The 14,231-nt window shown below is 25.0% G+C and carries 13 protein-coding genes; 8 read left to right on the forward strand and 5 right to left on the reverse strand.

Annotation, left to right across the window (positions count from 1 at the left end; all coding sequences use genetic code 11):
* Nucleotides 1-2: 2 nt before the first annotated feature.
* Nucleotides 3-179, forward strand: coding sequence for a hypothetical protein (locus QZZ11_RS09310; protein ID WP_365952814.1), 177 nt, complete (start codon nucleotides 3-5; stop codon nucleotides 177-179).
* Here QZZ11_RS09310 and QZZ11_RS04975 read toward each other — a convergent pair.
* Nucleotides 176-976 (reverse strand): MBL fold metallo-hydrolase, encoded by an 801-nt coding sequence (locus tag QZZ11_RS04975; protein WP_292474120.1) that lies wholly within the window; start codon nucleotides 974-976, stop codon nucleotides 176-178. The genes QZZ11_RS09310 and QZZ11_RS04975 overlap by 4 nt on opposite strands.
* Before the next feature lie 115 nt (nucleotides 977-1,091).
* On the opposite strand from QZZ11_RS04975, the gene QZZ11_RS04980 reads away from it, so the two are divergent.
* Nucleotides 1,092-2,189: a stage II sporulation protein M gene (locus tag QZZ11_RS04980; RefSeq protein ID WP_292474121.1), complete on the forward strand. Its 1,098-nt coding sequence runs from the start codon at nucleotides 1,092-1,094 to the stop codon at nucleotides 2,187-2,189.
* Between the two features lie 45 nt (nucleotides 2,190-2,234).
* Complete coding sequence (locus tag QZZ11_RS04985; RefSeq protein WP_365952816.1) at nucleotides 2,235-3,023, forward strand: TatD family hydrolase; 789 nt, start codon at nucleotides 2,235-2,237, stop codon at nucleotides 3,021-3,023.
* A gap of 13 nt (nucleotides 3,024-3,036) precedes the next feature.
* Here the strand turns inward: QZZ11_RS04985 and QZZ11_RS04990 are convergent, their stop codons facing one another.
* Together QZZ11_RS04990 and QZZ11_RS04995 are read right to left on the reverse strand one after the other, a co-directional pair.
* On the reverse strand, nucleotides 3,037-4,179 hold the full coding sequence (locus tag QZZ11_RS04990; RefSeq protein ID WP_292474124.1) for an aldo/keto reductase: 1,143 nt from the start codon (nucleotides 4,177-4,179) through the stop codon (nucleotides 3,037-3,039).
* 30 nt (nucleotides 4,180-4,209) lie between these two features.
* Nucleotides 4,210-4,554, reverse strand: a complete 345-nt coding sequence (locus QZZ11_RS04995; RefSeq protein ID WP_292474126.1) for a hypothetical protein — start codon at nucleotides 4,552-4,554, stop codon at nucleotides 4,210-4,212.
* A 252-nt stretch (nucleotides 4,555-4,806) separates the two neighbouring features.
* Here QZZ11_RS04995 and QZZ11_RS05000 point away from each other — a divergent pair, with 252 nt between their 5' ends.
* Both QZZ11_RS05000 and QZZ11_RS05005 read left to right on the forward strand, forming a co-directional pair.
* A complete protein-coding gene (locus QZZ11_RS05000) occupies nucleotides 4,807-7,602 on the forward strand; it encodes a hypothetical protein (protein ID WP_292474128.1) in 2,796 nt (931 codons plus the stop codon).
* Nucleotides 7,603-7,717: 115 nt separating this feature from the next.
* The gene (locus QZZ11_RS05005; protein WP_292474130.1) at nucleotides 7,718-8,017 is read left to right on the forward strand and encodes a putative quinol monooxygenase; all 300 of its coding nucleotides are present in this window, start codon (nucleotides 7,718-7,720) and stop codon (nucleotides 8,015-8,017) included.
* A gap of 19 nt (nucleotides 8,018-8,036) precedes the next feature.
* On the opposite strand, the gene QZZ11_RS05010 is transcribed toward QZZ11_RS05005, so the two are convergent.
* Nucleotides 8,037-8,792, reverse strand: a complete 756-nt coding sequence (locus QZZ11_RS05010; RefSeq protein ID WP_292474132.1) for a mechanosensitive ion channel domain-containing protein — start codon at nucleotides 8,790-8,792, stop codon at nucleotides 8,037-8,039.
* 126 nt (nucleotides 8,793-8,918) lie between these two features.
* Between QZZ11_RS05010 and QZZ11_RS05015 the strand changes: the two genes are divergently transcribed.
* Complete coding sequence (locus QZZ11_RS05015; RefSeq protein ID WP_292474134.1) at nucleotides 8,919-11,468, forward strand: U32 family peptidase; 2,550 nt, start codon at nucleotides 8,919-8,921, stop codon at nucleotides 11,466-11,468.
* A 1-nt stretch (nucleotide 11,469) separates the two neighbouring features.
* On the opposite strand, the gene QZZ11_RS05020 is transcribed toward QZZ11_RS05015, so the two are convergent.
* A complete protein-coding gene (locus QZZ11_RS05020; protein WP_292474135.1) occupies nucleotides 11,470-11,913 on the reverse strand; it encodes a GNAT family N-acetyltransferase in 444 nt (147 codons plus the stop codon).
* A 174-nt stretch (nucleotides 11,914-12,087) separates the two neighbouring features.
* Here QZZ11_RS05020 and QZZ11_RS05025 point away from each other — a divergent pair, with 174 nt between their 5' ends.
* Together QZZ11_RS05025 and QZZ11_RS05030 are read left to right on the forward strand one after the other, a co-directional pair.
* Nucleotides 12,088-12,948: a hypothetical protein gene (locus tag QZZ11_RS05025; protein WP_292474137.1), complete on the forward strand. Its 861-nt coding sequence runs from the start codon at nucleotides 12,088-12,090 to the stop codon at nucleotides 12,946-12,948.
* 195 nt (nucleotides 12,949-13,143) lie between these two features.
* A complete protein-coding gene (locus tag QZZ11_RS05030) occupies nucleotides 13,144-14,169 on the forward strand; it encodes an adenylosuccinate synthetase (RefSeq protein WP_292474139.1) in 1,026 nt (341 codons plus the stop codon).
* Nucleotides 14,170-14,231: the final 62 nt, after the last annotated feature.

The following is a 14,231-nucleotide window of genomic DNA, read 5'->3' on the forward strand; positions in this document are numbered from 1 at the left end:
CCATTAAAGCTAAAGGAAAAACAATTAGGAAAGCTGTAGATGTAGCTGAAACTGTTACAAATAGGTTCATAACTGATGCATATGATAATCAAATAAAAATTTCTACAGAAGAAATAATTCATGACGATGGTAATAAAACAAATGTTTCAACCATTGAAATTGTTATTAAAAGAGATTAAAGAGTAATTATTTCTAAATCATAGGGAACAAATAATTTTCCCTTAAAAATCTTTTCACCTTCAGACAAAAAGGATTCTTTTCTATTTTCTATATTTTTATCAATAGAATGATATAAAACCAAATTTTTTACCTTGAATTTTTCAGCTATTGCACATGCATCTGCAACCGTTGAATGATTCTTTTCATATGGTTTATACAAGAAATCTTCTGATTTAAGACAAAATGCTTCATGAATTAACCAATCTAATTTTTCCAAATATTGTTTATTTAATATATTAAAAGGTTCATCACCACAACAAGTTAATCTATGATTTTCTTCATATTCTATTTGAAAACCAAATTGTTTTGCTTTTTTTGAGCATATATCAAAGAAAGTAACTTTTTTATCATTAATCACAATTGTTTCATTGTTTTTTACTTCAATCAAAAATAATCTTTTATTTAATAGTTCAAAATCACGTTTTTCTAAAAATTTTTTCATAAAATCCTTAATTAAAAAGATTACTTCATTATGAGAATATATATAAAGATTTCCTTCATATTCATTACGATTAATGTGTTGACATGCCATTCTAACAATCCATAAAATTCCTATTAAATGATCCATATGTTTATGAGTAACAATAATTTTATTTATCAATTTCCAATCCAAACCAACAGCTTTTAGTTGATTAAATATATTACTACCTCCACCACCATCAACCAAAACATGTTTATTGTTTTCAGATAATAAAAAACAACTATTATAACATGCTGTGGCTGATGCATTACCCGTACCCAACATAATTAATTTCATTCAAGTAACCTCTTATTCTTTTAAATAATAAATTTTAATACTATGATTTTAAAAATATTTATTTATATTTCTAAAGTTTATAGATTATATTTTTTAAAGAAAAAAGATGTTTAAAATGAATAAAGAAAAAGAAAACAATCAAAAATATTCAGAAGATAATCGTCCAATTATCTTTTTTAATAACAATGAAACATTAATGAAAGAAAAAAATGAAAATCAATCTATAAAAAATTCAAATAATGACGTAAACAATCAAAATATCATTTATTACATTGCAACAAGTATTATTGCCCTAATAATATATTCATTTTGTGCATGGGGTACAAATATTGCTTTTACTGAGATATTAGATTTAGAACTACCGTTGATACTTCTTTTAACCATTGTTTTATCATCATGTATTTTACAAGGTTATTCGAAAGTATCTTATTTAATATACTTCATCATTAGTTGTACTTTGTATTTTATCAGTCCCAGTTATACATTTTTCTTTGTAACTGCACTCACAAGTAATATTATTGTCAAATATATTGCACTCATATGCAATAATAAATATGATTATGGTAATGAAAACTCTGGAAACTCAAAAAATATTGTTTTAAAATTTATGTTGAGGATGAAATATTATGTAATACTCTCATTATTCATATTTATCATATTTTTAATTATAGGTTACTTTTATGCAGGACTATTCCAACCGATTGTCTTACCTTCAGTTCAAGGATTAAGTGAAGGTGTCAAACAAGGAACTGTTAAACTTGAGACAGTATCATTGTTCATAAATAATTTTTCAGTAGCAATGAATATGATATTTGGAGGATTATATTTCAGTACAATGAGTACCTACCTCTTAATTTTCAATGCATTAGTAATAGGTTATTCTGCTTGTGCAACAAATCTGTTCTATTTCATATCATTCACATTACCTCATGGAATAATAGAATTGTTTGCAATCGTTCTAGCATGTGGGGCTGGTTTTAGAGTTACTCATGCAATTTTCGTACTAATCAGTGGTATAAAAATAAGTAAGGAAAATAGAAATGATATATTTGTTGAACATGTTGAAATATGTTGTAAAATGCTTTCAGATGTTTTAATTATGATAGTAATAATAGCAATTTTATTAATTATTGCAGCATATATTGAAGCTAATTTAACTATACCTCTGGGTAAGGGTTTATATGAAATGGTATATTTACCAAAACCTATATAATTATTGAGATAAATAAAAAATCTTAATTAAATAAAAGGAATAAATATTATGGAACTAATAGATATTGGACTTAATTTAATGCATAAATCATACAATAAAGATAGAATAGAAGTTATGGAAGAAGCAAAAAAAGTGGGAGTTTCAAAAGCGATAATAACGGGCAGTAGTATTAATTCAAGTAAAACTGCAGTTGAATTTGCCAGTCAACATAACGACATTGTTTATGCAACCTGTGGTGTACATCCTCATGATGCAAAAACATGTGACGAAAATACAATTGAAACATTAAAAACATTAGCAAAAGAAGATTGTGTTGTTGCAATAGGTGAATGTGGATTAGATTATAATAGAAATTTTTCTCCACAACCAGTTCAAAGAAAATGGTTTGAAAAACAGATTGAACTAGCAGAAGAACTGAATATGCCCTTATTCTTACATGATCGAGAATCTTATGATGATTTTACAAAAATTATGAAAAAACACAAACAAATAGCTTCAAATTCAGTAGTTCACTGTTTTACTGGAACTAAATATGAAGCAGAGGATTATTTGGATTTAGGTTGTTATATTGGTATAACCGGATGGATCTGTGATGAACGTAGAAATGATGATTTATTAAAAGCAATAAAAATCATTCCTCCAGAAAAATTAATGATTGAAACTGATGGTCCTTTTTTATTACCTAGAGATTTAAATCCAAAACCTAAAAAGAATAGAAATGATCCTAAATACTTACCCCACATATTAAAAAGAATAGCTAAAGAAAAGAATATGGACTTCGAAGAATTAGGAAAAATAGTAACAACCAATACAAAAAACTTCTTTAAAATATAAAAAAAATGAAAAATTATTCTTTTGTAAAACCGTATAATGGTTTTTCAAAAGTTTTTTTAACATCTTTCATTACTTCAGGAATATCGATATGTTGTGGACATTCTTTAACACACAATCCACAAGCAATACAATCAGAAGCAATTGAATTATTTTCTATTTTTGAATAATTTCTATATGCATTTCCAACTGCAGTAAACTCCTCATTATTTTCGATTTTTTCATTATTGTACCAGTCAAATAATTTAGGAATATTAATATTTTTTGGACAAGAACTAAGACAATAATTACACTTCGTACAAGGAACTGTTATTTGACTATTAATAATTCCAACCACTTTAGAAATAATTTCAATTTCTTCATCGGTTATTTCTTCAAGATTGTCCATAATTTGAATATTTTGTTCCATCTGCTCAATATTACTTACCCCATTTAAAACCATGAAAACACCATCTAAACTTGAAACATATTTTAAAGCCCAAGTAACAGGTTCTTCATCATTATATTCTTTAATTAACTTTTCGGCTTCTTCAGGAATATTTACTAAAAACCCACCTTTAAGGGGTTCCATAATAAGTATAGGCAGATTATATTTTCTAGCTACTTCATAACATTTTTTTGATTCAATAGCATCATTTTCCCAGTCAAGATAATTTATTTGCAATTGTATAAATTCCAATTCAGGATGTTCTTTTATAATATTTTCTATATATTCTGCATTAGCATGAGTTGAAAATCCCAAATGTTTGATTTTACCTTCTTTTTTCTTTTCTAAAGCAAATTCAAATGAATTTACACCAACAAAGCCTGCTTCGGAAAAAGCACTTACATTGTGTAATAAATAATAATCAAAGTATTCAACACCACAACGTTCCAGTTGTTCCTGAAAAATAGGTTCCAACTGTTCATTTTCAGTTATTAAAAAAAGTGGTAATTTATCTGCAATTACAAATGAATCTCTTGGATATCTTTCTACAACTGCTTTACGTAATGCAACTTCACTTGCACCATCATGATAAGGATATGCTGTATCAAAGTAGTTGAAACCTGCTTGCATATATTTATCTACCATTTCATTTATTTGATTTTGATCCACACTTTTTAAATCATTTTTATCCGTTAATGGTAATCTCATCATTCCAAAACCCATTTTTTTCATACAATCACCTTTAATCTATATTTCAAAAAATTATTCATCATAGTGTTTTTGTAAATATTCTAATTCTAATTCTAAAAAATGAATCTGCTTATTATAATATAATTCCTCTTTTTCTTTAGATTCCAAAAGATTTTTCATCAAGATGTCAATTTTTTTTTCACAATCTTTAATAGAAGCATCTCTTTCTTTTTTTAGCTTTTCAATCTTTAAGGATAAATCATCCATTTTTTGTTGAACATCAGAGACATTTGAAAGATTTAATTCTGCATCCATAGCTTTATCCAATAAATCTTGTAAATTTAAACCTTTTGCTTTAATTAAATCCATTTTATCCTTATTAACTTTAACACAAGTGCATTTATTAAATTCAGTCATAGCCCACCACTATCATGTATATAAATCGTTTATTTAGTTATTATATATACAAAAGATATAATAAATACTTATCATTCAACAAAAGAACGAGTTTATTATTAAAAAAACATCCAACCCCCTATTAAAATTATAAAAAAAATAATAAAAAATAAATAAAAATATAAATAATATAATAAATATTATTAATTATAGTCATTGTTTAATATGACTATATTTTTTTTATAAATTGTACAGGAGTTTTAAAAACAAGAAATGAAGATTAATAAAAAATCTATATTCATTATACTTTTACTAAGTATTTTATTACTTTGTAATAGCATATATGCAACAAACCCCAATGACACAGACAGAGAAATTAATAAAATAGATCATAACTCTCAAAGCAAAACAATTGAAAACAATGAAGACAGTTATATTCAAAATGTAAATAGTGACAATACTTTAAAAAGTGCATTATCAAATGTTACTAATTCCGAAAAGAAATATAATGAAATTAACTTCGAAACAAAAACATATAACTTAAGAAATACTTTTAATACCGAAAATACTAATCAAATTGAAAAAATAATTGTTTTGAATGGAAATAATTCCATAATCGATGGAAACAATAGAAGAAAATTTGCAAATATTGATAAAAGAACCACTTTAATATTAAATAACCTAACCATACGAAATATGAATTTTAACATAGGTGGAGCATTATCAAATAGTGGTACCTTAATTGTAAACAATTGTATTTTCGAAAATAATACTTCTACTGATGAAAATATGTTTGGTGGTGGTGCAATATTTAATGAAGGTTCAATGAATATTACAAACTCTTCTTTCAATAACAATTATGCTTTCAAATCAGGAAGTAGCATTTACACAACAGAAAATTTAATCAACAACACATACATAAATATTGAAAATTGTATTTTCGAAAATAATTACGCCAGTACAGAATCCACATTACATAGTTTTGGATCAACCGCAGTAAATATAATTAATTCAACGTTTAAAAACAATACTGCACTTAGTGGTTCAACTATTGTAAATGAAAACACTAATTTAACAATAAATAATACCCTGATATTAAATGAAAAATCATTAAATATTTTGACAAATAACAAAAACTTAATTGTTAATAACCTAAGCATAACCCAAAATGAAATTAAAAATAACGTTATACTCAATGATAACAATTTATTCATAAATAATTCAAAAATCTACAATAATTATGCCAACAACATTATTGAAAATAATATGAATGCCGAAATAAATAATTCAACAATTAATTACAACAGTGTCAATGAATCATTAATTACCAATAATGTAAAAAACATTTCAGAAACAAACCTAACAGTAAATCAATCTATAATTTCAAATAATGACCTTAACAGTTATGGTATAGTTAATAACTTAAACTCTACAAGCACATTTACGTCCACACTTTTCCAAAATAATACTTCAAAAAATAGTATTATTGAAGATTTTAATGGAAAAACTCGTATTTATAATTCTGAATTTATTAACAATACCTCCTTGAAATTATTTAATGGAAAACAGGAAAATTTTGTTGCTGTATCAAATAATTATTATTCAGGAAACAATTTGAATAGTAAAATAAACTTCAACTATTCATGTATCAACAATGTTGTGATAATTAATGGAAAAATCCAAACAGATGAAATTTATAATACTTCAGTAAATAAAGGATACTTTAGTTTATTACAAGAAGAAAATTTATTGAAGAGTATTGAATGTAATTGTTCAGAATTTAACATAGAATCCCCTTTTAATAAAAATTCCAATTTAACATTAATTCTTTCATATAATGGTGAAAACCATTTTAAAAACCAACAAGAGGATCTTATTGTTTCAAGTTATAACGATGAGTACGAGATAAAAATTACAAATTTAGTAGAAAAATACGTTTATGGTGACTTAATTAATTATGATGTTATTTTACATAATCGAGGAATATTTCCAGTAGAAAACATCCAATTACAATATTTAATACCATCCGAATTAACTTTAATTAACTCGACACATAAAATTGACAATGATAATTCATGTACTATACCTCAACTAAATGTTAACGAAACTCTAATAATTTCTATAAATTGTACACCAAAACATTATAAAAATTTAAATTTAATATTTGACATTTATGATATAAAACAAGATGTTTATACCACTTATGAAAAAAATATTACATTCATCCCGCCAAATATCGAATTAAATAGTACAAATGCACATATTGGAGATATAGTTAACATTAGCGCACATGTTAATAATTATAACAAAAAATCTATAGACAACATTTCCTTTAAATTCCAGTATAAACAAGCAAATGTAGACATATCTTTTGAAAATAACACAATATTCATAAATAACTACAAAATTAATGATAATTTAGTTAACAAAGGATATATTATTGAATTAATTTGTAATGATACTCTTTTAGAGAATACATTTTCAAACTCCTCAAAATTATATCTCTCTAAACTAAATACATATAGTAAAATTAATTATAACTATTCCAATAATTATGTAAACATTAGTGCGATCTTTTATGATGAAAATAATTGTTTAATTACTAACGGTTCTGTTATTTTAAAAATAGATGGTATCAGCATTAAAACATTTAAATTAAATAAGGGTATGTTAGACCTATTTAATTTAAGAATTGATAAAAAAAATCAATTAAATGAATCAGAAATTCTATTTATTTATATTGGAAACAATAAGTATAATAACAACAGAAATTCCAGTTACATAACATTAAACAAAAAAGAGATTAATATAAACGTTTCATATGAAATTAAAAACGGAGATATAACAATATATGCAAACTTAGATGGATTTGAAAATGAAACTGAAGAAAAAGGATATCTTTCTTTTAAAATTAATGGAAAAAGCATGTCCCCCAAAATTTACGTTATAAACAATACAGTTGTTGGAACATTCAATGCAAATTACTATAATTTAAATAATTTAACAATATCTTACTACGGAAATACGAATTATTTAGAAAAAACTATAACTATTCCCCTCAAAGAATAGCCTAAAAAATAAACTACAATTTCTTTTTAAGTATATATTTATATACTTTATTTTTTTTTTAAGTTAAATTATAAATAACTGATTATTTATAGTATTAATTAACGGAGATGTAAAAATGATTATTGTTCACGCTACATTAACACCAAAAGAAGGAAAATTAGACGAAATTGTAGAAAAAGCACAAGATTTACTAAAAGAATCAAGAGAACACAAAGGAAATATAAGTTATAATTTATATAAAAATGTTGAAGAGAATACTTTACTATTTGTAGAAAAATGGAAATGCCAAAAAGGTCTTGACAAACACATGGAAAAAGAAGTATTTATAAAATTTGGAGAATCCATTAAAGATTTATTAGCAAGTGAATTAGATATACAACTCTATTCATCAGAAAAAATAATAGTAAAAAAATAATTTAAAAGGTTAAAAATATTTAACTAATATCCTCCAAAATAATTTCTCTTTTAATTTTTTTAATTAGCTCAGCTATGACTTTATTGTCATCGTTTGGATTTTTAATATAAGATTTAACAGTAACATCTACTCCTGTTGTAGTAATATTTTTTATTTTTATTAAATATTTAGGTTCTTTCAATATTAAATTGGAATTATCCAAAATCTTTTCTAATTGAGAAATTTTTTCATCAAGATCATATTTATTCAAAATCCTAACATCAAAAAATATTGCATAATATCCATTTCTAGTATGATTTATAAATGGTTTAGTGGTAAAAAGAACATTAGGTATAACCATGTAAGTTTTTTTATATAATAATTCTACTGATTTAAAACCTATTTTTTTTACTTGACCTTTATGTCCATCAATCTCAATCATATCTCCTATTACAAATCTTTTTTCCAATAGAATAATTATACCTGATATTACATTGGATAAAGAATCTTTTGCAGCCAATGTTACAGCTAAACTAACTAATCCTAAACTAACTATTAATGAATGTAAATCAATACCCAATACCTCAAGAACAGCTAAGAAAATTATTAACACTACAATATATCTTAAAATTTTGTTTAATGTGACTAGAGACGATGAAGTAATTGAATTTTCATCTACAAATTTATGAATAACATAATTAAATATTTTTAATAATAATATTGGAACAATAATAGACAAAATTAGATTAATTATTAAGCCTAAATTTGTATATACTACATTTAAATGTAAATCCATCATATTTAACACATGCTGATTAATTATTTTAAATTTTAAATTTTTCTTAATTACTAAATTATTTGTATTTAAAGATTTATAAATAATATTAACTGATTTTATGAAATTTTTACCAGGAGTTTAATTATGGTTTTAACAGAGTTATTAGCACCAGCCGGCTCTTATGACATATTAGTTGTAGCTATAAATGCAGGAGCTGATGCTGTATATATTGCTGGTCAAAGATATGGTGCAAGAGCATTTGCTCAAAATTTTACATCAGAGGAAATTGAACAGGCAGTAAATTATGCTCATTTAAATGGAGCTTCAGTTCATGTTACTGTAAATACACTTTTTAATAGTAAAGAAATTCTTGAAGTTTTAAAATATATCCAATATTTATATAGAACGGGTGTAGATGCTGTGATAGTTCAAGATATTGGATTAATCTACTTAATAAATAAGTTTATTCCAGAAATGGAAGTCCATTCTTCTACACAAATGACTTTACGAGATTACAATAGTATTCTCTGGGCTCATGATGAAGGAATTAAAAGAGTAATTCTTCCACGTGAAATGAGCATAGATGAAATAAAGAATATTTCTACCCGTTTAGAAAAAGAAAATATTAAAATGGATTTAGAGGTATTCGGTCATGGTTCACTTTGTTATTGTATTTCTGGTGATTGTTATATGTCTTCATTTATATCAGGAAGAAGTGCTAACAGAGGTGCTTGTGCACAACCATGTAGATCCATGTATAAATTAAGATATCACAACCACAGTATAAGTAACGGTTGTTTAATTTCAACTCATGATTTAGCTACATATAAAAATGTTAAAGCAATATCAGATGCCGGTATAATTTCATTAAAAATCGAAGGAAGGTTGAAATCAGAGGATTATGTTGCAACTGTTGTTAATGCTTACAGAACAATGATTGATCATATGAATGATGAAGACAATTCCGATAGAATTATGCAATTAGAAGAAGATCTGAACCTAATATTCAATAGATATTATACTAATGGATATATTTTAAATGATAATCCAGGACAAGTAATGGGTCGGGAAAGTTCTTTTCATCAAGGATTATATTTAGGAAAAATTATTTCAATTGATAATGAAGATGTTATTATTGAATTTGAAAATAAAAATCACCCAATATTAGAAAAAGGTGATGGAATAGGATTTAAACACAATAATCACATTAGAGGAATCTATTTAGATAAAATTGTTGAACAAACTGAAGAGTTTATCCACATACAAACAACCAGAGATATCAGAGTAGGTTCGGAAGTTTATATTAGTTATTCAAAAAGGTTACATGACAAACAAAAACAGTTCCAAAAAGAAATTATAAAACCACATATACCATTATCTATGGACATTACACCAAATAAAAAACGAAGCTTGACTTTAAATGTCAGTTTTAAAATAGGTAATGATGTTATCAGCTTTGGATATAAATCAGAACGAAAATTTGATGAAGCTATTAATAAACCCCTTGATGAAGAAACTATAATTAATCAAATGAAAAAAAGTGGAAATACCCCATTCATAGTTGAAAATGTTAAAGTGACTAACTTACCAGACAATGTATTTATGCCTATTGGTAAACTTAATAATATAAGAAGAAAAGTTTTAGATATTGCTTCTGAAAAACTCTTAGAGTATTACGTACCTAACCCTAATGAAGCAGGTAGTATACGTAAAAATATTAAAAAATATATCAAGGATTATAAAAATACAAAGAGTAATGTTAAAAAATCAGATTATGTATCACTTAATGTATATGTAGACAACTTGGAATTATTAACTATTGCCAATAGAAATGCAATAGACAGAATTTATTTCGATGCATCATATCTGTATGATAATAAAGAAGATTATTTCAAAAACATTGAAGAATTAATAAGAAAAGCTTACACTATTGCCATCGATAAAGAACTAGTTTGGGTACTTTCTGCATTTACCTCCGATGAAGACTTAGATAAAATTGTAAAAATTAACAACAATTTATTAAAAGACAACATTAAAGTCTCAATAATGGGTGATTCTCCATCATTAACTAGAACTTTCCCTGATAATGATATTTATGGTGCACATAACTTGAATATTTGGAATGAATATAGTGTAGCAATGCTGGATAAAAATAACTTCAAATCAACCACAATATCTAGTGAATTATCACGTGATGAAATTAAAGAATTAGTACAAAAATCCAAAAGATTCAATACACAATTAGAATTAATAGTTCAAGGTAATCAAGAAATAATGGTTTCTAAAGATAATTTTTCAAATCTTAATGAAGGTTTCGATCTTGATATTGAAACTGAAGAATATGTAGTTCTTGAAGATAAAAATAATAAAGCAAAATATAAAATATACTTTGATTATAACAACCAAAGTCATTTCTTTAATAATGATATGTTATGTTTAATTGATGAAATAGATGAATTAAAAGAAATGGGAATCGAAAGCATAACAATAGACGGAAGATTCACAAAAGATACTTATTTATCCAAAATAATTAATTTATACATCCAAAGATTACGTGAAAAAAATCCAAAAAAGAAATATTCAGAAAATGTTGATAGTATCTCGTATTCCAAATTAAATAAAGGAAATTATGTTAATGAAAGAGTACTTGAAGATTTAAATAGTCAAAGAAAAAGAAAAAGAAAAAGAAGTTAACTTAAACATGTTTATATAATAAAATAATATTTTTCTTTTTATAATCTAATTTTTTATTTATTTTACAAAAATCAAAACCATTTTTTAAAAAAAACATACTTGAATCCACAAAAGAATTAGCTACAATATATTCAATCTTGTAAAGATAATTATGTCTTACAGTAAAAAGAATATCATTTAAAACATAAGTGGCAATTGATTTATTTCTACATTCTTCAAAAACATATAAACAAAGTAATTCAATCAGATTATTATTTATATTTAAAGAAAAAAATCCTACTAACTTATTATTATACATAATAAAATAATTTATGGTTTTTTTTGAAAAAAACTTTTTATATTCTTCTTGATTTAATATCGTTTCAAATTTCTTTTTCTGAAAAGTATTTAATTGAATGTTATCTATAGAAAACTTCTGATAATAATATTTTTTAATAAAATTCATGACCTTTATGATAATGTTTAAATATTTATCAATTTCTCCTATTTTTTAATAAATAATTATACATATAATAAAACATAATATAAATAATTTACTAAAAATATAAACAATTTTAATCCCATTAACTATAAAAAAGATTAAACACATAATTATACTTACTATTAAAGATGTGATAATATGTCTGAAAATAATGAAACCAACAATTACAAAGACAACATAACAAGCTATGATTTTTTAGATTTAAGTTATGATTCTATTTCCGGTCTAACCTATGGAAAAAAATTAGGTGGAAAAAGAGGAATTAGTTTCGAAACTAACCCTGAAAAATACCAACAACTTATAGAAAAATCTAAATCAGATAAGAAACTAGCAAAACATAAAATTATAAATCAAAACCCATTGAATATAAAAATTAACAAAATGAACAAAGAACAATTTGATTTCACAGTATGTATAGATACAACTTCCGGTTTAAACGGTATTGATGAAACAAAAATATTATTAGAAAAATCATTACGTTTAAGTAAAAAATTTGTATACATTTCCCAAGTAAATTTTGATTCAGATGTTGTATTATTTAAAAAAGGATTTAAAACAAATTATTCTGATTGGTCTAGAAAAATAAATCATTTAACCAGTAACATCTTTTTCAACATATTATTTGATTTTTATAAACGAGGTTTTATAGAAGATTTTCTGATTTATTATACAATCCCTATTAAAAATTCCAAAGATCCAATCATACATCCTTTAAACAGTCCCAAAAACCAACCAAACTTTAATGAAGAATCACATCCTAGTAAAAATGAAAATATAAAATTTAAAAACATATACAGAAATATCAACGTATTAATTACAAAAAATGGATATAAAAAAATTGATGATATTTTAGAATCTACTAAAAAAGATAACCATATCCTATATGATTCAAGAACAGGAATTTACGATGATTCAACAGAAAAATTTAAAGATAAAACCAATTTTAAAAGCGAAAGCATTATTGGAAAAGTAAATAAATACTTAAACTCAGACATTTAACTAAAAAAATGTTTTTAACAAAATATAAATGATAATAAAATGTTTAAAAAATATTTTTAAAAAATTATAGAAAAGTTTTTATTTAATCTTTTAAATAAATATTAAAGTAAAGACCTTATATAATTTATAAGATTCAAAAAATATGAGATTATTTTAAATAAACTAAATATTATTTTAAAGGAGATATGATTTTATATGACATGTACCATTTTAGTCGGTGGACAGTGGGGAGACGAAGGTAAAGGAAAATGTATTACTTATTTTTGTACAAAAGATAAACCAGACATCATTGCAAGAGCAGGTGTTGGTCCAAATGCAGGACATTCAGTAGAATGTGATGGTGAAAAATATGGTTTACGTTTAACTCCTTCAGGTTTCTTCAATACCGATGCAAGATTATTGATTGGTGCTGGTGTACTAGTTAATCCAGATGTTTTCAAACATGAATTAGAATACCTAAATAAATATTCTGTTGAAGGTAGAACATTCCTGGATGCTAACTGTGCTATAATCACTGACAAACATACACAAGCAGATAAAGATTCTTCTTATCTATCAAAAAAAATAGGAACTACAGGAAGTGGATGTGGTCCTGCAAATGCAGATCGTATAAATAGAACTATAGATTATGCAAAAGACATTCCTGAACTTGAAAAATACATCACAGATGTTCCTAGTGAAGTTAACAAAGCAATTGATGAAGGGAAAGATGTATTTGTTGAAGGTTCACAAGGATTTGGATTATCATTATACTACGGTACATATCCTTTCGTAACAAGTAAAGATACTTGTGCAAGTACTGCTGCAGCAGATGTAGGTATTGGTCCAACAAAAGTTGATGAAGTAATTGTGATTTTTAAAGCTTATGTAACCAGAGTAGGTGAAGGACCATTCCCAACAGAAATATCACCTGAAGAAGCAGAACAAATGGGTATTGAAGAATATGGAGTAGTTACAGGTCGTAAAAGAAGAGTTGGCTTATTTGATAAAGAATTTGCAAAACGTTCTTGTATGATCAATGGTGCTACACAAATTGCTTTAACCTGCATAGACAGATTATACCCAGAATGTGCAAAAGTAAACAAATACGAAGATTTATCTCAAGAAGCTAAAGACTACATTGAAGACATAGAAAAAGATGTTGGTGTTCCAATTACCATCATATCAACAGGACCTGATCTTGCAGATACAATCGATTTAAGAGACGAAAAATTAAATTAGTTCCTCGACTAAAATGTAGGGTTATTGCCCGTATGGATATACTTTTAGTGTAAAAAGTATTA

It is taken from the genome of Methanosphaera sp. (genome assembly GCF_016282985.1).
Classification (GTDB): Archaea; Methanobacteriota; Methanobacteria; order Methanobacteriales; family Methanobacteriaceae; genus Methanosphaera.

Coding starts and splice junctions, on each gene's coding strand:
- QZZ11_RS04975 (WP_292474120.1), bottom strand. CDS start 976: ATGAAATTAATTATGTTGGGTACGGGTAATGCATCAGCCACAGCATGT.
- QZZ11_RS04980 (WP_292474121.1), top strand. CDS start 1,092: ATGAATAAAGAAAAAGAAAACAATCAAAAATATTCAGAAGATAATCGT.
- QZZ11_RS04990 (WP_292474124.1), bottom strand. CDS start 4,179: ATGAAAAAAATGGGTTTTGGAATGATGAGATTACCATTAACGGATAAA.
- QZZ11_RS04995 (WP_292474126.1), bottom strand. CDS start 4,554: ATGACTGAATTTAATAAATGCACTTGTGTTAAAGTTAATAAGGATAAA.
- QZZ11_RS05000 (WP_292474128.1), top strand. CDS start 4,807: ATGAAGATTAATAAAAAATCTATATTCATTATACTTTTACTAAGTATT.
- QZZ11_RS05005 (WP_292474130.1), top strand. CDS start 7,718: ATGATTATTGTTCACGCTACATTAACACCAAAAGAAGGAAAATTAGAC.
- QZZ11_RS05010 (WP_292474132.1), bottom strand. CDS start 8,792: ATGGATTTACATTTAAATGTAGTATATACAAATTTAGGCTTAATAATT.
- QZZ11_RS05015 (WP_292474134.1), top strand. CDS start 8,919: ATGGTTTTAACAGAGTTATTAGCACCAGCCGGCTCTTATGACATATTA.
- QZZ11_RS05020 (WP_292474135.1), bottom strand. CDS start 11,913: ATGAATTTTATTAAAAAATATTATTATCAGAAGTTTTCTATAGATAAC.
- QZZ11_RS05025 (WP_292474137.1), top strand. CDS start 12,088: ATGTCTGAAAATAATGAAACCAACAATTACAAAGACAACATAACAAGC.
- QZZ11_RS05030 (WP_292474139.1), top strand. CDS start 13,144: ATGACATGTACCATTTTAGTCGGTGGACAGTGGGGAGACGAAGGTAAA.